Raw genomic sequence first — 20257 nt, 5'->3', positions numbered from 1 at the left:
GCTCGTCGGCGAGGCGGACTGTGCTGACCATACGACATGCGTGCGCACCGGCGACCGGACCATGACCGGGGCCGGTCGAGTATTGCGCGCCGGGTGCGCTGCCCCGATGATGTTCAGGTCTGTGCGGAATTGGGGAGAGTGATGATCGAAATCGGTGGTAGTGGTCGCGTCTGGCTGCTGTCGGGACGGCGGAGCAGCTATGCGCTGCATCTCACGGAGAACGACGAGCTGCTTCACCTCCACTGGGGCCCGCGCATCGCGCTCCCGGACGCCGAGGCGCTCGCTGATGAGTCCGTCCCCCCGGAATGGGGGTTCGAATCCCCGCTGGACGGGCGCGAGGAGTACCCGGTGGAAGGCGGGCCCCGCTTCGTACGCCCGGCCCTGTCGGTGCGGTCGCGGGACGTCCGGGGCACCGAGTGGCGCTTCGAGCGGGGCGAGGTGGCCGACACCGGCGACGAGCTGCGACTCCACTTCCACGACCCGCTGCACCACCTCGCCCTCACCCTCCACTACCGGATGCGCGACGACTTCGACGTGATCGAGCGCTGGACCACCGCCGCCCACGCGGGCGGCCCGGACGACGCCCCGCTGGAGCTGCTGCGCGTCGACTCCGCCGCCTGGTCCCTCCCGGCGCGCGACCGCTGGCGGCTGACGCATCTGTACGGGCGCTGGGCCGCCGAGAGCCAGGTGGCGCGCACCGAGCTCACCCCCGGCGAGAAGGTGCTCGGCAGCCGCCGCGGCCACACCAGCCATCAGCATCTGCCCTGGATCGCCCTGGACGAGGGCGCGGCCACCGAGGACCACGGCGAGGTGCACAGCTGCGCCCTCGCCTGGTCCGGGTCCTGGCGGATCGCCGTACAGCGGCTGCCCGTCGGCACCGTGCAGGCGGTCGGCGGCGTCGGCCACGACGACTCGGGCCAGCTGAGCCTGGCGCCCGGCGAGTCCTACGCCACCCCCGTCTTCGCGGGCCTGTGGACCGACGGCGGGTTCGGCGGGGCCAGCCGCGCCTGGCACGCCTGGCAGCTGGCCCATGTGATCCCCGACGCCGACCGGTCAAGGCCGGTGCTCTACAACTCCTGGGAGGCGACGTTCTTCGACGTCGGCGAGGAGCAGCAGCGCGGGCTCGCCCGCCGCGCCGCCGAGATGGGCGTGGAGCTGTTCGTCGTCGACGACGGCTGGTTCGGGGCGCGCACCAGCGACCGCGCCGGGCTCGGCGACTGGACCCCCAACCTCGACCGCTTCCCCGGCGGCCTGAAGCCCCTCGCCGACGAGGTGCACGCGCTGGGCATGCAGTTCGGCATCTGGGTCGAACCGGAGATGGTCAACCCCGACAGCGACCTCTACCGGGCCCACCCCGACTGGGCGCAGCACCGCCCCGGGCGCACCCGCACCGAGTTCCGCAACCAGCTGGTGCTCAACCTCGCCAGGCCCGAAGTGCGCGAGCACCTGTGGGAGCGGCTGGACACCCTGCTGTCCGGCGCGCCCATCGACTATGTGAAATGGGACTTCAACCGCTCCTTCACCGACCCGGGATGGCCCGGCGACCCGTACCCCCAGCGGCTCTGGATCGAGCATGTGCGCGGGTTCTACGAGCTGCTGGAGCGCCTGAGGGCCGCGCACCCGGGCGTCGCCTTCGAATCCTGCTCGGGCGGCGGCGGCCGGATCGACCTGGGCGTCCTCGGACTCACCGACCAGGTGTGGACCTCGGACAACACCGACCCGCTGGACCGGCTGCCCATCCAGCACGGCTTCAGCCAGCTGCACCCGGCCCGCGTCATGGCCGCCTGGGTCACCGACACCCCCAACGCCCTGGGCAATCAGCGGGTCACCTCGCTGCGCTTCCGCTTCATCAGCGCGATGGCCGGGGTGCTCGGGGTGGGCGGCGACCTGAGCCGGTGGAGCGAGGCCGAACTCGCCGAGGCGCGCGACTGGGTGGCGCTCTACAAGCGCATCCGGCCCGTGGTCCAGCACGGCGAGCTGTACCGGCTGCGGCCGCCGGGGGACGGCGGGCTCAGCGCGGTGCAGTACGTGCGCGGCGAGGAGACCGTGGTGCTGGCCTGGCTGCACGCCCAGCGCCTCGGCGAGCGCCAGCCCCGGCTGCGGCTGCGCGGGCTCGACCCCGAGGCCCGGTACGAGGACCTGGAGACCGGAACGGTCCACCGGGGAGCCGTGCTCGCCCACCACGGCCTCGCGACCGGGCTGCGTCACGACCTGGACGCCGCCGTATTCCACCTTCGGCGCATCTGACCAGGTGGGATAGATCACCCTCCGTCAACCCCTGCCTACGGTGGCGTAGGTCACTCGTCAGGGTGAAAGATGTCGGGACGTGGCAGACGATGCGAAGAGACTCAACAGTGGCGTGATCGGGTCGTACGCAGCCATCGGGGACAGCTTCACCGAGGGCGTCGGAGACCTGGATCCCGAAGGCATGTTCATCGGCTGGGCGGACCGGCTGGCCGTCCTGCTCTCCGACCGGCATGCCGGGGGCGGGCCCGCGAGCCCGCCCCCGGCCGAGTTCCGCTACGCCAACCTCGCCGTGCGCGGCCGGCTCCTCGACCAGATCGTCGAGGAGCAGGTCCCGCGCGCGATGGAGCTCGGCCCCGATCTGGTGACCTTCTGCGCGGGCGGCAACGACATCCTGCGGCCCGGCAGCGACCCCGACGATGTCGCCGAGCGCTACGAGGCGGCCGTGGCCAGGCTCACCTCCCGCGTCGGCACCGTGCTGCTGTGCACCGGGTTCGACCCGCGCGGCGTGCCGGTGCTGCGCCATCTGCGCGGCAAGGCCGCCATGTACACGGCCCATGTGCGCTCGATCGCCGACCGGTACCGGTGCCCGGTGCTCGACCTGTGGTCGCTGCGCTCCGTACAGGACCGGCGGGCCTGGAGCGAGGACCGGCTGCATCTGTCGTCCGACGGACACACCCGGGTCGCGCTGCGCGCCGCCCAGGTGCTCGGCCTCGAGGTGCCGACCGACCCGGATCAGCCCTGGCCGCCGGAGGGGCCGCGCTCGGCCGCCGAGGTGCGCCGGGACAACCTCCACTGGGCGCGCGAATACGCGGTGCCCTGGATCGGCCGACGGCTGCGCGGGGAGTCGTCGGGGGACCATGTGGAGCCCAAGCGGCCGGATCTGCTGCCGCTGCGCCCCTGAAGCTCCCGAAGCGCCCCTGAACTCCCGAAGTTGGCCAAACCGCGAACGCGGAACAGGGCCGCGTGCGATGCTAGGCCAGGTAGGCCCACACGGCGCGGCCCGTGCCTCCGGTGTCAGGTCTGACGCCCCATGCCTCGGAGAGGGCCTCCACCAGCATCAGCCCGCGTCCGCCCTCCTGGTCCACGCTCACCGACCGGGCCTGTGGCTCCGTACGGGCGCACCCTTGGTCGGCCACTTCCAACCGCAAGCGCTTGCCCATGAGCTGCAAGCTGCACCGCACCTCTTCGCTGGATGTGTGGCGCACGGCGTTGGTGAAGAGTTCGGAGACCACCAGCTCGGCGTTGTCGCACATCTCCTGCGTTGCTCCCCATGAGCACAGTCGCAGCACGACCAGCCTTCTCGCCTCCGCGACGGAAGTGCTCAGTGCCGGCAGACGAAACGCGTCTTGCAGGCACGGAGCGGAGAGCGAGCCGCTGCGCCCTAACCGGAGAGCCTCATAGGAAGGAGCCACGCCGACACTATGCTCTGCGCCACTCGCGTATGGCAAGGTTCAATCTGTAAATTGCAGAATCGAAGAGACAGTCTGTCGCTGAAGCTGAGCGCGTGCCAGACTGCTGTGATGTGAAGGTAGTTGGAGGGGGACGGTAGTGCCGGATGCGAGGGCGGGCGGCGGCGCCCCGACCGTCCTGAGAGTCGTGCTCGGCAAGCGGCTACAGGACCTCAGGGAGAAGAGCGGGCTGTCGTACGAGCGGGCGGGACGCGCGCTCGACGTCACCCATGCCACGATCCGCCGCATGGAGAAGGCCGAGGTCGGCCTGAAGCTCCCGTATGTCGAGAAGTTGCTGCGCACCTACGGGGTCACCGACCCGGAGGAGGTCGAGGGGTTCCTCTCCCTCGCGCGCGAGGCCAACAAGCCCGGCTGGTGGCACCGCTTCCGGGATGTACTGCCGGAGTGGTTCAACACGTTCGTCAGCCTCGAGGGCGAGGCCAACCTCATCCGGGCCTATGAGCCGCACTATGTCCCGGGGCTGCTCCAGACCGAGGACTACGCCCGTGCGGTGCTGCGCGCCGGCATGCCGCACGCCCCCGAATCGGAGATCGAGCGCAATGTCGCCCTGCGCATGGAGCGGCAGTCCCTCCTCACTCGCGAGAACTCACCGATGCTCTGGGTGGTGATGGACGAAACGGTGCTGCGCCGTCCCATTGGCGGGCCCGACGTCATGCGCGATCAGATCACGCGGCTCATCGATGCCGCGACCTTGTCCAACATCAGGTTGCAGATCATGCCGTTCGACGCCGGACCCCATCCGGCGATGTACGGCCCCTTCCATATCTTCCGGTTCCCGATCCAGGAGTTGCCGGATATCGCGTACACGGAGTCGCTCGTCAGCGGCTCCTACTACGACCAGCGCGATGACGTTTCGGCGTTCCTGGAGGCCTTGGACCGGATGTGTGCGCAGGCCGCGCCTGCACAGACCACTCAGGCCATTCTGAGTGGCATTCGCAAGGAGATCTGACCAATGGATCGCATTCGCAGGGACCGCGTCTACAGCGGAATGCCGGCGACCGACCTCGGAACCGAGGGCTGGCACAAGCCGTGGAGCGGCGGCAACGGGGGAAGTTGCGTCGAGGCCATGAGACTGACGGACGGAAGGGTCGCGCTGCGCCAGTCCACGGATCCGGACGGGCCGGCCCTCATCTACACGCACCTGGAGATGAAGCGGTTCATCCAGGGGGCGAAGTCAGGCGAAGCGGACTTCCTCCTCGCCTGATCCCAGCCGGGCCGGCCGTGGCCGGAATCCGCTCCAGCACCCCGCCCGCGAAGACGTCGTACAGCGGCAGCGACTCCAGGTGCACATAGCCGATATGGCAGTCGCAGACGGCGAGCGGGCAGGCGCGGGGCGCCAGGGCCGCGCGGTACGACCCGTCGTAGAGATTGCCCAGTTCCGTCCGGACGAAATGGCAGCGGCGCACCGTGCCGTCGCCGTCCACCGAGATCACCGAAGCGCCGGTCCGGCACGGCAGACCGGCGCTTCGGTGCGGGTTGCGGCTGTAGCCGAACAGCGGGTCGAGCGCGGTCCACCCGGCCGCCTCCTCGTCCGTATAGGAGCGCCCCTCGGCCGCGTTGACCCACAGATAGACGTGCTCGGGCAGCTTTGCGCGCAGCCTCCGGGCGGGCTCCAGATGCTCGGGCAGGCCGACGATGCCGACGCTGTGGCGCACCCCGAGCGCCGCCAGCTCACGGCTCTTGGCCAGGAACCGGTCGTACGGCGTCTGGCCCGGGTGGAAGGTGCACCACAGCGCCACGGTGTCCGTGTCGGCCTCCGCCAGCCAGCCCGTACGGCAGCTGAGATTCGTCTGGATCGCCACCCGGGCGATGTGCGGCAGCCGGCTGAGCTCGGTCAGCGCACGGCGGTACCAGGAGCGCACCAGCCCCTCGCCCCACGGGGTGAACAGCACCGACAGCCGGTCGCCCGTGTTCGCCGCCGCCCAGGCGGTGAAGCGCTCCAGCGCGGCCCGGTCGGCGCGCAACTGCTCCGGGGTGTCACGCCGCTTGGCGAACGGGCAGTAGGGGCAGTCGTAGTCGCACGAGGCCAGCGGGCCGCGGTAGAGGATCGTCAGGTCCACGCCGGTCGCCTCACTTCAGGTCGTAGTCGGCCATGGCGGCGCGCACCGCGGGGGAGAACAGCTCCGGCCCGAGCGCGTCGGAGTACGCCAGCCCCTCGGCGGAGAGCCGCAGCAGCCCGGGGGCGGCGTCCGGGTCCAGCCAGCCGCGCTCGGCGAACCGCGCCAGCTCGGTGGGGAAGTCCTCGGCCGGGTCGGTGCCGAACCGGGCCCGGTAGCCGGCGACCGGCATGCCGTCCGCCTGGAGGACCGACTGGAGAAGGTGGCGCCGGCGGGCCTCGTCCTCGGTCATCGCGCGGCCCACCTCGGCGCGCGCGAAGTCGGCCGCGGGCCGCGCCGTGTAGTCGTCGATGATGCCGCGGATCTCCCGCATGTCCACGGCGTAGTCGAACGAGTAGTGCAGCGCCGAGGTGTACGAGCGGGCGCCGCAGCCAAGACCGACCATGCCGTCGGTCTGGCAGGCGTAGTCGTCCCCGCCGCCTGGCTCCCCGCCGGTCCCGGGCGCGTCCCGGCGGCGGAACATGCGCATGGACACCTGCTCATAGCCGTGGGCGAGCAGGTGGTCCCGGCCCGACCGGTACAGCCGCAGCCGCTGGGTGTCCCACTCCGCGTCGGTGGCCGCGGCGTCGCGGCGGCCCAGACCGGTCAGCGGGCGCACGTACAGCGGATACAGATACAGCTCCTCGGGGCGCCAGGCCAGGGCGGCGTCCAGGGACCGCCGCCAGCTCCGCTCGGTCTGCCCGTCGATGCCGTAGATCAGATCGATGTTGAGCACGGGGATACCGGCCTCGCGGATCCGCCCCAGCGCCGCCTCGACGTCCTCCCGGCGCTGCGGCCGCACCGCCGAGCGCGCCTCGTCGTCCACGAAGCTCTGCACGCCCAGGCTCAGCCGGGTGGTGCCGCGCTCGGCCAGCACCGCCAGCCGGTCGGCGGTGGCGGTGGCCGGGGACGCCTCGACGGAGAGCGGAACGGCCGCCAGATCGGCCCCCATGCGCCGGCTCGCGATATCGCACAGCCGCTCCAGCTCGGCGGCCTCCAGAAAGGTCGGGGTGCCGCCGCCGAAGGCCGCCGTGGTGAACCGGGCCCGGTCGCCCAGCGCCTCGCGGACCGTGTCCGCCTGCCGCTCCAGGGCGCCCAGATAGGCGCTCACCAGCCCCTCGGGGGCGCCGACGCGCGTGAAGAGATTGCAGAAGCCGCAGCGCACCTCGCAGAAGGGGATGTGCAGATACAGCGAGAGCGAGTCCTTGGGCTCCTCCGCCCACAGGTCGCGCAGCGCGGGCCGCGGGTCCAGCGGGCGGTAGGCGGTCTTGTGCGGGTACGCGTAGACGTACGACTGGTACGGGCGGACGGGCGCGGCGGTACCGGTGGCGCGGCCGACGGTGGTGCTGGTGGTCATGAGGCCTCGAGGAAGAAGTGGGTGTACGGCACGGTCCAGACGACTTCATGGCCGAGCCGGTGGCCCGTGTAGCCGTCGTCTCCGTACGCCGTGCCGTGGTCGGAGCAGACGATCGCGAAGCCCGGGGCGCGGCCGCTCATCGCGGAGAACAGCCGGCCGATGTGGCGGTCGACGTACTCGAGCGCGGCGGCGTGCGTGGCGCGCGAGTCGCCCGCCTCGCGGGTCGCGCCGGGCAGATGGAACCAGTTGGGCTGGTGCAGCGCCGAGACGTTCACGAAGAGGAACAGCCGGCGGTCCCGCTCCAGCCCGGCGATGACCTTCTCGGCGCACGCGACCTGCGCCTCGAAGGAGGTGGGGGACGGAACGCCGAACTCCGGCTCCCAGTGGCTCTCCTGGAAGAGCCCGGGGAGCACCGAGCCCAGCGCGCCCCGCTTGTTGAAGAACCCCACCCCGCCCACGCAGACCGTGTGATACCCGGCGGCCGCGAGCCCGGACACCAGGTCCGGGGTGTCGAACACATAGGTGCCCTCGGCGGTGGTCTCGCTGCCCGCGAACCGGGCCGCGAACAGCCGCCGGTGCGGGCCCGGCGCGGCCGGTGTGGGCAGGAACCCGGTGAACATCGCCTGGTGCGAGGCGTAGGTGAAGCTGCCGGGCGCATGCCGCTCGTCCCACACCCCGCCGGGCATCCGGCCCGCCAGGTGCGGGATCCGGCCCTCGGCGGCCAGCTCGGCCGCCACGTCGTAGCGCAGGGTGTCCAGGGTGACCAGCAGCAGATCGTGGCTGCCCACGACCTCGTTCATATCGGGCTCAGGCAACGGCATCGGCGCCGCCTTCTCCCGCTACCCTTTTTGCCGCCGGCTTTCGCCGCCGGACCACGGCCGCGACCTGCGCGCCGTAGGTGTCCAGGCCCTCCGCGCCGCTGCCGGGCAGGCCGGTCAGCCGGGGCAGCAGATCGCCGAAGGCGTTGACCTCGCCGATCGAGAAGTGCCGCCAGCCGGTGCCGGGCAGCAGGTCCACGCCGACGCACAGGGTGCCCGGGAAACAGGCCGCCGCGCGCTCCGCCAGGCCCAGCACCTCGCCCCAGGACACCCCGGCCGCCTCCGCCGCGGCGCGCGCGGCGGCCAGGTCGCCACGGATGCCGCCGAGGTGGAGATTGGTCATCGGGGAGCGGCTGGTGCGCACCACGGCGTGGCTCGCCCGCCCGTCGACCACCACGACGCGCAGGTCGGCGGCGCGGCCGTGCTGCGCCGCCTTGGGTACCCAGCGCTCGATGTGCAGCCCGTCCGGGGCCAGCGTGTCGACGATCGCGGCGATCTCCGCCTCCGTCTCGTACCGGCGCACCCGCAGCGAGTTGAACAGCCGCCCGTCGGCGGTGCGCTCCACCGAGGTCGCGGCGCGCACCCGGCCGTGGGCACCCCACTCGACGGCGAGCACCCCGGAGGCGGACGAGCCGTGCGCGAGCTTCACAAAGGCGCGGCGCAGCCCGCCGGAGCCGGCCAGCAGCGCCCGTACGTCCTCCCAGCCGCGGACGGGCGGCGCCTGGGGGCCGGAGGTCGGCGACGGCGGCACCCGGACCCCGGCCTCGCTCAACACGCCGTGGCACAGCCGCTTGTCGAACATGACGGCCAGCTCGCCCGGGTCGTCCAGCATCCGCGCACCCCCCGCCGCGGCCGCCTCGGCGACCTGGCGCACGGCGCCGGTGAACCGGGCGTACCAGCGCCCGGTGCCCTCGACGCGGGTCGGGTCGTCGGCGCCGCGCAACAGCAGCTCCACCTCCTCGTCCTCGCCGGGGGAGTCCAGCCGCACCGTCTCGCCCGGCTCGAACCGGGGCCCGCTGTCGTACAGCACCTCGCGCCAGGGCAGCACCCGGGGCTCGGTCAGCCCCGCCGCCCGCACGGCGTCCGTGAACATCTCCACCCGGCGGCCACCGGGGTTGCCGACCACCGCGAAGCGCACGTCGCCGCGCCCCTCATGGCGCGTCTCATTCGGAGACGGCGACATAGCGGTGCTCCTCGTTGCTCTCGTCCCAGTCGTACCTCTCCGCCTGCTGCGGCTCGGAGAGGTCCACCTCGACCCCGCTCGGCTCCAACGTGTCGCGCACCCGCTGCGCCAGCTTCTCGCTCAGGTAGTGGTGGTGGAGGTCGAGCGCTATGAGGTGGGTCAGCGGCTGGCCTTCGAGCAGGGCCTCGGCGCCCGCGTCGGTCAGCGTGCCCATGGACAGGTCGAGGGAGGCGAGCTGGGCGACGACGGGGGCGGCGGCGACGGCGGCGGCTATGTCGTCCTGCATCTCGCTGTTCTGGAGGCCCAGATGGTGCAGCTCGGGGAAGCGGCCGCCGGCCAGCAGCGGCGCGAGGTCGGCGACGGTGACGTCGCAGCCGTATTGGTCGATCCCCAGCCACAGCGCGAGGTGTTCGAGGCGGGGCAGCTCGCTGTCGCAGACGGCCCGTACGATGTTCGCGGGCAGACCGCCGGACTCGAACCGCAGCGTCCGCAGCCGCTCATGGCGCACGGGGCGGAAGACCAGCTCGCCATCGCTCCCGTAACCGCAGCCGCGCGCCACGAACTCCTCGAGCAGCGGGTACGCCTCGACCACCGGTGTCACATCGGTCATCTCCAGCCAGGACAGCTCGCACTCCTCGCCCGTCACATCGCCGAGGAAGACCGCCCGCAGCGCCGGCAGGCGCTCGGCGGACTCCGTCAGCCGGTCGATCACCGGCTGCACGGATTCGTACCCTCCCTCGCCCCACCAACTGCCGATGACGATCGCGCGGACCCGGTCCGCCGGAACGGTCTCCAGGAAGTTCCGCCACAGCTTGTCGAAGGGGAGGTCGTCGTCCCAGCCGCAGGCCAGCCGCCAGGCCACGGCATCGGCGGGCGGCAGGTCGGACGCGTCGGTCCCGGACGTGGCGAAGTCGGTGACGGGGAGGCCCGCGAAGGTCTCCAGATATGCGCTGATCATGAGGCGGTGCGGTCCTTTCGGTCGTCGTGATGTGCGGCTGTCGAGGCCTTCGGGCCAGGGGGCGTCACTCGGAGACCGCGGTGTAACGCCACACCTCGCCCTCTCCGTCGTCGTCCTCGTCGCCCTTCTCGGAGAGGTCGAGCTGCACGCCGGAGGGCTCCAGGGCGTCGCTCAGCCGCTGTTCCATCGCCTCGGAGAAGAAGTTGTGGTGCAGGTCCAGCGACGTGAGGTGGGTCAGCGGCTGGCCTTCGAGCAGCGCCTCGGCGCCCGCGTCGGTCAGGACGCCCATGGACAGGTCCAGGGAGGTGAGCTGGGCGACGACGGGGGCGGTGGCGACGGCGGCGGCTATCTCGTCCTGGATCTCGCTGTTCTGGAGGCCCAGATGGCGCAGCTGCGGGAAGCGGCCGCCCGAGAGGAGCCCGCCGAGGTCCGCGACGCTCGAGTCGCCCCCGTACGCCTCCACACCCAGCCACATCTCCAGCCGCTCCAGCGCGGGCAGTTCGCTGTCGCCGACGCCGCGCACCACCGCGCCGGGCAGCCCGCCGGTCTCGAACCGGAGCGTGCGCAGGTGCTCGTGTTTGACGGCGGGGAAGGACAGGTTCGAGCCACCGCGGACCCCCAGCTCCCGCAGCCGCGGGAAGGTGTCGAGGACCGGGGTGACATCGGACTGCTCGATCCAGGAGATCTCGGCCTCCTCCGCTTCGATGTCGCCGATGAAGACCGCCTCGAGGGCGGGCAGCCGGTCCTTGGCGGCGACGAGCGGCTCGATGACCGCGCTGGAGGCGTTCCCGTATGCCTCGCCCCAGATGCCGAAGATCAGCGCCCGCACGCGGGTGGTGTCCACTGTGTCCAGGAAGCGCTGGAAGCGGCCGGCGAAGCCCTCTGCCCCATCCTCGTCGTACGGGTTGCAGGAGATCCGCCAGGCCACGGTCTCCGGCTCGGGGAGTTCCCGCTTGTCGTCGGGCGACGGAAACTCGAAGCCCGGCAGGCCGTGCAGTTTCATGAGGTGGTCGGCGTGGTCCATGACGGGATATCTCCTGAGGCTTCGAGAGGGCGTGCCCGGTTCCTAAGGGCGTGCGAAGAGTTCTACCAAGCGCCACCGACAGCGGGGTCGGCGGGCGTTGTCGATGCGTTGTCAGACCCTCCGCGTTGTCAGACCCCACGCCTAACGTCGTGAACATCGACGGGCGCCGCATGAGCGGTGGGCCCCGGCGCCGCTGTGCGGTGGAAAGGGAGAAGCGCATGTACCGACAGGGAGACGTCCTGATCGTGCCGGTGGCCGAGGAGGCACTGCCACCGAACACCGAAGCGCTGCCGCGGCAGCCGCGGGACGCGCGGGGGCGGCTGGTGCTGGCGCTGGGCGAGGTGACCGGACACGCTCACGCGGTGGTCGGGCCGGGCACGCTGGTGCGCGAGTCGGGGCCGTTCGGCGTCTCGTATCTCCATCTGCCGGACGGCGGGCGGGTGGTGCACGAGGAACACGCGGCGATACCGCTGCCCAAGGGGTGGTACCGCGTGGTGCGACAGCGGGAGTACGTGCCGGGCGCCGTGCGCGTCGTGGCGGACTGAGAGCGGGGGACGAAAACGATGAGCACCATGACGACGGCATCGCGCAGCGCGGAATCGCACGGCGCGGAAGCCCCGGGCCCGGTCGAGCGGTGGCGGGCGGTGGCCGCGGCCACGGGCCCGGCCGACCGCGAGGCCGCCGAGGCGGGTGTGCGTACGGCCTATGCAGCGGCCGGACTGGCGGCGCCGGAGCGGATCGTATGGGTCGGCTCCCCGCTGGACGGCACGGCGGCGGCCATGCTGCTGACCGGCCAGGGCGCCGAGCTGCCGCGGGAGATCGCCGACCGGGCCGCCGGCGCGCTGCGCGCGGCGGGGGTCGAGCCGGTGGCGGGCGCGGCGGGCCCCTCTGTGCGGGAGGCGGTGCGCACCCTTCCGTGGGCGGCCGCCCGGAAGCGGCTGCACGGCGCGCTCGGCAGCACGGGCTGGGCCGAGCGATGGGCCCTGACGGGCGCGGCGCTGTGGGACATCACCCGCACCCTGACCGAGCGCGTCCGCACCGGGGTGGTCGAGACCCTGGCGGCGGAGTCGGACCGGGCCCGGCAGTCCGCCGTCCGGCTGGCCATGCTGGACGCGGTGTTCGGCCAGCACGACGCGCCGTGGCTCGCGGCGGTGACCGAGGAGGGCGCTGCCGGCCCGGACGCGGGCGCGGGCACGGACAGCGGCGAGCTGGCCGGCCCGGCCGCGGTGGCGCGGTCCGCCGGGTGGTGGTGGCCGTACGAGAAGGCCGTGGTCATCGCCGAGCGGCCGGTCGCGCTGCACCGTGACGAGGCGGGCCGTCTCGACCGCGGCGACGGGCCGGCGCTGGAGTACCCCGACGGCTTCGCACTGTACGCGTGGCGGGGCATGCCGGTGCCCGCCGCCTTCCTGGAGCAGCTGTCAGAGCTGACCGCCGACCGCATCCGCGCCGAGGAGAACGCGGAGCTGCGCCGCGTCATGCTCGAGTACTACGGCTACGACCGCTACCTCACGGAGTCCGGGGCGCGGCCGGTGCACCGCGACGAGACCGGGGTGCTGTGGCGCATCGAGATGACCGGGGACGAGCCGGTGACCATGGTCGAGGTGGTCAACTCCACCCCGGAGCCGGACGGTACGAGCCGCACGTACTGGCTGCGGGTGCCGCCGAGCACCCGAACGGCCCGTGAGGGCGTTGCCTGGACCTTCGGTCTTGACGCCGAGGGATACGCCCCGGAGCGCCAGACCTGACGCACCGGGCCCGACGGCCCGACCCATATCGACTTGGTCTATACCTTGACTGGTATAGACCAAGTCCGCTTCAGTGGTGTCAAGTCCCCCCTGAAGGAGGAGCCTTGACCGGAAAGCGCATCCGGGCCGCTCTCGCCGCCGCGGCGGCGGTCTGTGCCCTGCTGTTTGTCATGCCCATGGCCTCCGCCTCCGCGGCCCCCACGGACACCACCCCCCGCGCGGCCTGCACCTACCCGGACTGGGTCGCGGGCAAGTGGTACGTGGCCGGCGACATCGTGAGGTACACCGACGGCAAGTACTACCGCGCCGAACACGACAACCCGGGCTACGACCCGACCATCAGCACCTGGTACTGGGACCCGTACGACTGCGGCTCCGGGGGCCAGAACCCGGCCGGGTTCGTGGTGAGCGAGGCCCAGTTCAACCAGATGTTCCCGAACCGGAATTCGTTCTACACCTACCAGGGCCTGACCGCCGCCCTGAGCGCGTACCCCGGCTTCGCGAACACCGGCAGCGACACTGTCAAGAAGCAGGAGGCTGCCGCCTTCCTGGCCAATGTCAGCCACGAGACCGGCGGCCTCGTCTACATCGTGGAGCAGAATCAGGCCAACTATCCGCACTACTGCGACTGGAACCAGCCCTACGGCTGCCCCGCAGGTCAGGCCGCGTACTACGGGCGCGGGCCGATCCAGCTCAGCTGGAACTTCAACTACAAGGCGGCCGGTGACGCGCTGGGCATCGACCTGCTGAACAACCCGTACCTCGTCGAGCGGGACGCGGCGGTCTCCTGGAAGACCGCCCTGTGGTACTGGAACACCCAGACCGGGCCGGGCACCATGACCCCGCACAACGCGATGGTCAACCAGCGCGGCTTCGGCGAGACGATCCGCAGCATCAACGGCAGCATCGAGTGCAACGGCGGAAACCCCGGCCAGGTGCAGAGCCGGATCGACTCGTATCAGAGGTTTGTCCAGATACTGGGCACCACCCCCGGATCCAACCTCGGCTGCTGATCGCCGGAACAAGGTCGGTGGTCTCGCGAGTTGTCCAAGCAGCGCGGCGGTCGCCGCCGCGCTGCCACACCGCAGACCGTACGGGGGTGATCACCCCCTCATCCAGGAGGTGCCGTGACCGGCTCCAGCCAGAAACGCGCCCGGCTCGCCGCCGCCCTGCGCCCCGCCGCCTTCGGGGTCGATCCGGCCGGGGAGCGGATGGAGCGCATCCGTCGGTCGCCGAACTTCGCGAACGGCGTGTTCGTGAACCCGGTGAGCGCCCGCACGGCCCCGTCCGGCTCCATGCTGAAGTTCCTGCCCACCTATTTCCGCAAGGAGGAGCGGGTGCGCCGGGCCCCGGCCGGGCCCGTGCCGGTGCACCCCACCACCCTCGCCGACCTGGCCACGCCGCCCGCCTCCGGGCTGCGGCTGACCTGGATGGGGCACTCGACCGTGCTGGCGGAGATCGACGGGCGGCGGGTGCTGTTCGACCCGGTGTGGGGTGATCGCTGCTCGCCGTTCTCCTTCGCCGGGCCGAAGCGGATCCACCCGGTGCCGGTGCCGCTGCGCGAGCTGGGGCCGGTGGACGTGGTGGTGATCTCCCACGACCACTACGACCACCTCGACATGCCGACCATCCGAGCCCTGGTGCGCTCGGAGGCGCATTTCGTGGTGCCGCTGGGCGTCGGCGCGCACCTCGAGCACTGGGGGGTGCCCGCGAAGCGGATGACCGAGCTGGATTGGCGAGAGTCCATGGAGGCGGCCGGTCTGCGGTTCACCGCCACCCCGGCGCGCCACTTCTGTGGTCGCGCGCTGCGCAACACCCAGCACACACTGTGGGCCTCCTGGGTGGTGGCCGGCCCCGAGCACCGCGTCTACCACAGCGGGGACACCGGATACTTCCCCGGCTTCGCCGAGATCGGGGAGGAGTACGGGCCATTCGACGCCACCATGATCCAGATCGGCGCGTACAGCGACTTCTGGCCCGACATCCATATGACCCCGGAGGAGGGGATGCGGGCGCATGTGGATCTCCAGGGCGGCGATCCCGACCGGGGGATCATGCTCCCGATCCACTGGGGCACCTTCAACCTCGCCCCGCACCCGTGGGAGGAGCCGGCGGAGGGCACGATGACCGCCGCGGCGGCGGTTGGCGCGCGGGTGGCCGTGCCCCGGCCCGGAGAGCCGTTCGAGCCGGTGGCCGGGCTGCCGCTGGACCCGTGGTGGCGGGCGATCGCGGCGCGGCCTGCGCCGGGCGCGCTGACCGCCGCGGCGGTCTCGCCGCAGGGCCCGGGGCGCGGCGCCGTGGCATCCGACGGCGGCCCCGGAGACCAGACCGGCGGCCCCGGCGCAGCGGTCCCCCTTCCTCAGTCGTAGTGGGCGACCCGGCGTAGCGGACCACCGGGCGTAGCGGGCGACCCGGCGTAGCGGTTCCCCAGACGTAGCGGGCGACCTGGTCGCGGCGGCGCGGTCGCGGCCGCCGTCTTCGCTTCTTTCTTCATAACCCTTGTCGCGAGCATGGCACGCTCGCTTGAATGGTTAGGAAAGGTTCCTAACGGATCGTTGGGAGCGTCTTTCCGCGACGACCCGTGCGTGCTTCCCCCACAGTCGACAAGGAACGGAGATCCAGATGTCCAAGAGGATCGGCCTCGTGGCAGCCGCCGTAGCCGTCCCGGCGGCGCTCGTCCTCACCAGTGTCGGAATCGGCCAGGCCGCCGAGCACACGCCCCCGTCGGCGTCCGCTCCGGCCGGAGAGGCGGCGCCCCGGACGGCCGCGGTGAAGAATCTGGACGATCCCGCGAAGAAGGAGATCGCCATGAAGCTGGTCTCCAGTGCGGAGAACTCCTCGCTGGACTGGCGTGCCCAGTTCAAGTACATCGAGGACATAGACGACGGGCGCGGCTACACCGCCGGGATCATAGGCTTCTGCTCGGGCACCGGCGACATGCTCGAACTCGTCGAGTACTACACACAGGTCAAGCCCGGCAACGTGCTGGCCAAGTACCTGCCCGCGCTGCGCGAGGTCGACGGCAGCGACTCCCACGACGGCCTCGACCCCAACTTCACCAAGGACTGGAAGAAGGCCGCCGAGGACAAGGCGTTCCAGGAGGCGCAGGAACACGAGCGCGACCGCGTCTACTTCAACCCGTCCGTCAGCCAGGGCAAGTCCGACGGGATCGGCACGCTGGGCCAGTTCATCTACTACGACGCGATCGTGATGCACGGCCCCGGCGACAGCAAGTACAGCTTCGGCGGCATCCGCAAGACCGCCATGTCCAAGGCTAAGACCCCGGCGCAGGGCGGCGACGAGAAGACCTACCTCAACGCCTTCCTGGACGCCCGCAAGAAGGCCATGCAGAGCGAAGAGGCGCACAGCGACACCAGCCGGGTGGACACCGAGCAGCGCAAGTTCCTCAACGAGGGCAACCTCGGCCTCGAACCCCCGCTGAAGTGGAAGGTGTACGGCGACCCGTTCGAGATCAACTCCTGACCGTCCTTCCCTGCCGCAGGGGAGCCCGGGCCCCTGCCGGTCAACGGCCTGTTCATAATGGACCGTTGTTGATCAATCCTCTTTGCTGTTCTTGGGAAGTGACATGAAGTACCGCAAGACCGTCGCCGCGTTCGCGGTGGCCATCGCCGCGGCAGGGGCGCCCCTGCTCACCGCGCCCACCGCCAATGCCGCCGCCACGGCCGACTGGTGGGACGAGCAGATGCACACCGACGACAGCGACCCGGGCGGTCGCGTCCGCTTCAAGGCGGACGGCGACAAAGTGGAGCTGTGCGACATCGAGGCCGACGGCTGGAAGGTCAACCTGACCATCGTCCACGGCCACACCGGGAACGTCGTCGACCGCATGTCCGTGGGCGGCAACGGCAGCTGTGTCACCCACACTGCCGCGAACGGCCACGACCTGACGGAGAACCAGCACTACTACTTCCAGATCTACCTCAGCAAGTCCGGCACCCCGCTGGCCTACGACGACTCGTCGGACTGGGTCGCGTAGCCCGGAGTTCCCCGTCTCTCCCGATCGGCCCGCCGGATCCCCTTCCGGCGGGCCGACCGCTTTTGCTTCGCCTTTCCTGTCGGTGCCCCCTTGTAGGATTTCCTCTCTCGGGACGAATGACGAGGGAGAGCCCGTGGCGGAGATGGTCGAACTGTCGGAGATGATCCGCGAGTTGCGTACGCAGCTGACCGCCGCGGCCGCCGCGGGTGCGCACGAGGCGCTGAAGTTCGACGTCGGCCCGATCGAGCTCGAGGTCACCGTGGCCGTCACCAAGGAGGGCGGCGCGAACGGCAGGGTCCGCTTCTGGGTCGTCGAGGCGGGCGGCAACGGCAAGTACGCGACCAGCGAGACCCAGCGCATCACCTTCACCCTCCAGCCGACGACGATCGGTCCCGGCGGTACGACCACGACCGCCCGGATCTCCGGCGCCGAGGTGGACGGGGAGCGCTGAGGCCGGCCGTGCTCGCAACCATCGAATACGGGAGTTGACCATGGTTGTTCGAGCCTCTTATATTCCTCGCGGCAACCACTCAGCAGGCAGATGTGCCGCACTCAACTCTGGCGTATGGCGAGGGTGTTGAAAGTGCACATCCCCGGGCACACTGCTTCGCTTTGTTTCCTCTTGGGGAGTGACATGAAATTCCGCAGGACCCTCAGCGCGTTTGCCGTGGCCGTTGCCGCGGCGGCTGTGCCCTTGCTCAGCGCACCCACCGCCGGGGCGGCCACCACCGCTACCTGGGACAATCAGCTGCACACCAACGACGGCGACCCGGGCGGTCGGGTTCGCTTCAGGGCGAACGGCGACGTCATGGAGCTGTGCGACATCGAGGCCGACGGTTGGAAGGTCAACCTGGAGGTCTCTGGCTACCACTATTACGACGAGTTTTCCGTGGGCGGAAACGGAAACTGCGTCACTCACAGTGCCTCGAATGGCCACGACTTGACGGAGGGCGCGGGCTACTCCGTCAAGATTTACCTCAGCAAGTCCGGCCACCCCTACGAGTACGAGGACTCGGCCGTGTTCTGGGCGTAGTCGGCGTCCTCTCTTCTCTTCTGATCAGGCCCGCCGGAGCTGCTCCGGCGGGCCCGATCGCCCATGGCCGGGGATCGGCAAGGCGCTGGACGTTCAGCCCCTTGCCGCGGCCGCCGCGTCGACCAGCGCACGCATGACCCGCACATCTTCCCCTGCTTCGGGATGCCACTGCACCCCGAGCACAAAGCCCGTGTCCCCCGGCAGCTCCACCGCCTCCACCGTCCCGTCCTCCGTCGCGCGCGCCGAGACCACCAGCCCCTCGCCCAGCCGGTCCACCGCCTGGTGGTGGTACGTCGGCACGGACACCGCCTCCGGCGCGATCCGGGCCAGGAGCGTGCCCGGTACCGGCTCGACCTCGTGCCGCTCGAAGACGCCCGGCGGGCCCACGTGGCCCTCCAGGTGCTGGACGAGCGTGCCACCAAACGCGACGTTCAGGAGTTGCATGCCGCGGCAGATGCCCAGCAGCGGCACACCGTCCGCCAACGCCGCGTCGATCAGCGCCAGTTCCCACGCGTCCCGTTCCCGCGCGGGCGGGCCGGTGCGCTCGTGGGGGGCGGCGCCGTAGCGTACGGGTTCGACGTCGGGGCCGCCCGCGATGACCAGGGCGTCCAGCCGGGACACCACGGCCGCGGCCGACGCCGGGGCATCGTCAGGCGGCAGCATGACAGCCAGGCCGCCCGCGCGCTGGACGAGGCGGTGGTATCCGGCCGGGAGCAGGGCCGCGGGCTGGTGCCAGACGCCCCAGCTGACCGCCGACTCCAGGTAGGTGCTGATACCGATAAGGGGTTTTGACAACGCAGGGTCCAATCTCTCAGTCGCGGGACAGCTCCGCCTCCGCCTCCGCCAGCGCCGCGAACTCCTCTTCCGGAGCCGCCGCCACCAGCCGGTGCCGGCTGTAGAAGGCGAAATACGCGAGGGCCACGGCGTAGACGCCGAGCGCGATGAAGGCGGCGTCCTTGTCCACCAGGAAGGTGGCCACGAGCGCCGAGCAGGCCAGCACGAACGCGACGGACGAGGTCACCACCCCGCCCGGGGTCCGGTACGGCCGGTGCAGCCCCGGCTCGCGGCGGCGCAGGACGATGTGGGAGAGCGACATCAGCGCGTACGAGATGGTGGCGCCGAAGACCGCGACATTGAGCATCCGGGCGCCGTCGCCGGTCGCCGCCGCCAGCGCGAAGCCGAGGGCGCCGGGGACCAGCAGGCCCAGGTAGGGGGCCTTGCGGCGGCTGGTGAGAGAGAGGAAGCGGGGGAGGTAGCCGGCGCGGGAGAGGGCGAACAGCTGTCGTGAGCCGGCGTAGATGAGGGAGAAGAAGGAGGCGACGAGGCCGGCCAGGCCCGCGTAGTTGACGATGCGGGACAGCGTGGTGGCCTCGCCGTCCGGCTGTAGCGCCTCGACGAGGGGGTTGCCCGCGTCCTGGACCGCGTCCGCGCCGCGCGCGCCGGTCGCGGCGAGGAACGTGAGCAGGGCCAGCACCAGCAGGATGCCCACCGACCAGGCCATGGCCCTGGGCAGGGTGCGCGCCGGGTCGCGGGTCTCCTCGGCCGCGAGCGGCACGCCCTCCACGCCCAGGAAGAACCACATGCCGAAGGGGAACGCGGACCAGATGCCGAGCAGCCCGAACGGCAGCCAGGAGTTCGCGCCGAGGGCCGAGTGGTCCACCGGGATGTCATTGAGGGAGCCGGAGTCGAAGTCGGTGAAGGCGCCGACCGCGAAGATCAGCAGCGCGGCGACGGCGACGGCGGTGACGATCAGGCTGAAGCGCAGGGCCTCGCCCACGCCCCACAGGTGGATGCCGATGAAGATGACGAAGCAGGCGAGGTAGACGGGCCAGCCGGACTCCAGGCCGAAGAGCCCGAGCGACTCGACGTAGTCGCCGATGAAGATGGCGATCGCGGCGGGCGCGAGGACGTACTCGATGAGGATCGCGGTGCCGGTGAGAAAGCCGCCCCAGGTGCCGAGGGCGCGCCGCGCGAAGCCGTAGCCGCCGCCCGCCGTGGGCAGGATCGCCGCCAGTTCGGCGAGGGCGAAGACCATGCAGGTGTACATCAGGCCCATCAGCACCGCGGCGATGGCCAGGCCGCCGAAGCCGCCCTCCGCCAGGCCGAAGTTCCAGCCGGAGAAGTCGCCGGAGACGACATAGGCGACGCCGAGACCGGTCAGCAGCAGCGGGCCCGCGCTGCCGCGGCGCAGGGTGCGGCGTTCCAGATAGGCGTCCTCGGCGGGCGCGGTGCCGGCGTCCGGTGCGGTGCCGCCTGGCGGGCTGAGGGAGGTGCGCGGGGACTCGGTTCCGTCGGCCATGGATGCTCCTGGTCCACACGAGAGGCGAGGG

At 71.3% G+C, this 20257-nt stretch carries 21 protein-coding genes; 12 read left to right on the top strand and 9 right to left on the bottom strand.

What is annotated here, in order from left to right; translation table 11 throughout:
* Positions 1–141: 141 nt before the first annotated feature.
* Together ABTY62_RS11940 and ABTY62_RS11935 are read left to right on the top strand one after the other, a co-directional pair.
* Positions 142–2247, top strand: a complete 2106-nt coding sequence (locus ABTY62_RS11940) for an alpha-galactosidase (protein WP_352129280.1) — start codon at positions 142–144, stop codon at positions 2245–2247.
* Positions 2248–2326: 79 nt separating this feature from the next.
* Positions 2327–3148 (top strand): SGNH/GDSL hydrolase family protein, encoded by an 822-nt coding sequence (locus ABTY62_RS11935; RefSeq protein ID WP_352129279.1) that lies wholly within the window; start codon positions 2327–2329, stop codon positions 3146–3148.
* Positions 3149–3218: 70 nt separating this feature from the next.
* Here the strand turns inward: ABTY62_RS11935 and ABTY62_RS11930 are convergent, their stop codons facing one another.
* On the bottom strand, positions 3219–3659 hold the full coding sequence (locus ABTY62_RS11930; RefSeq protein ID WP_311725654.1) for an ATP-binding protein: 441 nt from the start codon (positions 3657–3659) through the stop codon (positions 3219–3221).
* 136 nt (positions 3660–3795) lie between these two features.
* On the opposite strand from ABTY62_RS11930, the gene ABTY62_RS11925 reads away from it, so the two are divergent.
* A complete protein-coding gene (locus ABTY62_RS11925) occupies positions 3796–4665 on the top strand; it encodes a Sco1979 family transcriptional regulator (protein WP_352129278.1) in 870 nt (289 codons plus the stop codon).
* 3 nt (positions 4666–4668) lie between these two features.
* Positions 4669–4920: a DUF397 domain-containing protein gene (locus tag ABTY62_RS11920; protein ID WP_352129277.1), complete on the top strand. Its 252-nt coding sequence runs from the start codon at positions 4669–4671 to the stop codon at positions 4918–4920.
* Here the strand turns inward: ABTY62_RS11920 and ABTY62_RS11915 are convergent.
* From ABTY62_RS11915 to ABTY62_RS11890, 6 genes are all read right to left on the bottom strand, one after another.
* Positions 4874–5776, bottom strand: coding sequence for an STM4011 family radical SAM protein (locus ABTY62_RS11915; protein ID WP_352129276.1), 903 nt, complete (start codon positions 5774–5776; stop codon positions 4874–4876). The two genes, ABTY62_RS11920 and ABTY62_RS11915, sit on opposite strands and share 47 nt — an antisense overlap.
* Before the next feature lie 10 nt (positions 5777–5786).
* The gene (locus ABTY62_RS11910) at positions 5787–7169 is read right to left on the bottom strand and encodes an STM4012 family radical SAM protein (RefSeq protein WP_352129275.1); all 1383 of its coding nucleotides are present in this window, start codon (positions 7167–7169) and stop codon (positions 5787–5789) included.
* Complete coding sequence (locus tag ABTY62_RS11905; RefSeq protein ID WP_352129362.1) at positions 7166–7969, bottom strand: STM4013/SEN3800 family hydrolase; 804 nt, start codon at positions 7967–7969, stop codon at positions 7166–7168. Before ABTY62_RS11905 ends, ABTY62_RS11910 begins: the two co-directional genes overlap by 4 nt.
* 7 nt (positions 7970–7976) lie before the next feature.
* Positions 7977–9170 carry an STM4014 family protein gene (locus ABTY62_RS11900; RefSeq protein ID WP_352129274.1) on the bottom strand — a complete coding sequence of 398 codons (1194 nt, stop codon included), beginning with the start codon at positions 9168–9170 and terminating at the stop codon, positions 7977–7979.
* Entirely contained in the window at positions 9151–10128 is a 978-nt protein-coding gene (locus ABTY62_RS11895) for an STM4015 family protein (protein WP_352129273.1), read from the bottom strand. Before ABTY62_RS11895 ends, ABTY62_RS11900 begins: the two co-directional genes overlap by 20 nt.
* Before the next feature lie 64 nt (positions 10129–10192).
* Positions 10193–11152: an STM4015 family protein gene (locus tag ABTY62_RS11890; protein WP_352129272.1), complete on the bottom strand. Its 960-nt coding sequence runs from the start codon at positions 11150–11152 to the stop codon at positions 10193–10195.
* Positions 11153–11370: 218 nt separating this feature from the next.
* Here ABTY62_RS11890 and ABTY62_RS11885 point away from each other — a divergent pair, with 218 nt between their 5' ends.
* The 8 genes from ABTY62_RS11885 (at position 11371) to ABTY62_RS11850 (ending at position 17927) form a co-directional block, all read left to right on the top strand.
* Entirely contained in the window at positions 11371–11697 is a 327-nt protein-coding gene (locus tag ABTY62_RS11885; protein ID WP_065965941.1) for a DUF8820 family protein, read from the top strand.
* Between the two features lie 27 nt (positions 11698–11724).
* Positions 11725–12897 carry a DUF6745 domain-containing protein gene (locus tag ABTY62_RS11880; RefSeq protein ID WP_352129271.1) on the top strand — a complete coding sequence of 391 codons (1173 nt, stop codon included), beginning with the start codon at positions 11725–11727 and terminating at the stop codon, positions 12895–12897.
* Positions 12898–13001: 104 nt separating this feature from the next.
* Positions 13002–13910, top strand: a complete 909-nt coding sequence (locus ABTY62_RS11875; RefSeq protein ID WP_311725665.1) for a glycoside hydrolase family 19 protein — start codon at positions 13002–13004, stop codon at positions 13908–13910.
* A gap of 114 nt (positions 13911–14024) precedes the next feature.
* Positions 14025–15266: an MBL fold metallo-hydrolase gene (locus ABTY62_RS11870; protein ID WP_352129270.1), complete on the top strand. Its 1242-nt coding sequence runs from the start codon at positions 14025–14027 to the stop codon at positions 15264–15266.
* A 253-nt stretch (positions 15267–15519) separates the two neighbouring features.
* Complete coding sequence (locus ABTY62_RS11865) at positions 15520–16380, top strand: chitosanase (RefSeq protein WP_352129269.1); 861 nt, start codon at positions 15520–15522, stop codon at positions 16378–16380.
* A gap of 103 nt (positions 16381–16483) precedes the next feature.
* On the top strand, positions 16484–16894 hold the full coding sequence (locus tag ABTY62_RS11860; RefSeq protein WP_352129268.1) for a hypothetical protein: 411 nt from the start codon (positions 16484–16486) through the stop codon (positions 16892–16894).
* Between the two features lie 142 nt (positions 16895–17036).
* A complete protein-coding gene (locus ABTY62_RS11855) occupies positions 17037–17345 on the top strand; it encodes a trypco2 family protein (protein WP_352129361.1) in 309 nt (102 codons plus the stop codon).
* A gap of 183 nt (positions 17346–17528) precedes the next feature.
* Positions 17529–17927: a hypothetical protein gene (locus tag ABTY62_RS11850; protein ID WP_352129267.1), complete on the top strand. Its 399-nt coding sequence runs from the start codon at positions 17529–17531 to the stop codon at positions 17925–17927.
* A gap of 93 nt (positions 17928–18020) precedes the next feature.
* Here ABTY62_RS11850 and ABTY62_RS11845 read toward each other — a convergent pair whose 3' ends face one another.
* Positions 18021–18722, bottom strand: a complete 702-nt coding sequence (locus tag ABTY62_RS11845) for a gamma-glutamyl-gamma-aminobutyrate hydrolase family protein (protein WP_352129266.1) — start codon at positions 18720–18722, stop codon at positions 18021–18023.
* Positions 18723–18738: 16 nt separating this feature from the next.
* Positions 18739–20226 (bottom strand): ethanolamine permease, encoded by a 1488-nt coding sequence (gene eat, locus ABTY62_RS11840; protein ID WP_352129265.1) that lies wholly within the window; start codon positions 20224–20226, stop codon positions 18739–18741.
* Positions 20227–20257 lie beyond the last annotated feature (31 nt).

It is taken from the genome of Streptomyces sp. NPDC097640, from assembly GCF_040302705.1.
Classification (GTDB): Bacteria; Actinomycetota; Actinomycetes; order Streptomycetales; family Streptomycetaceae; genus Streptomyces.
The sequence above is the reverse complement of the archived record's forward strand: the minus strand, read 5'-3'. Positions and strand labels throughout refer to the sequence as shown.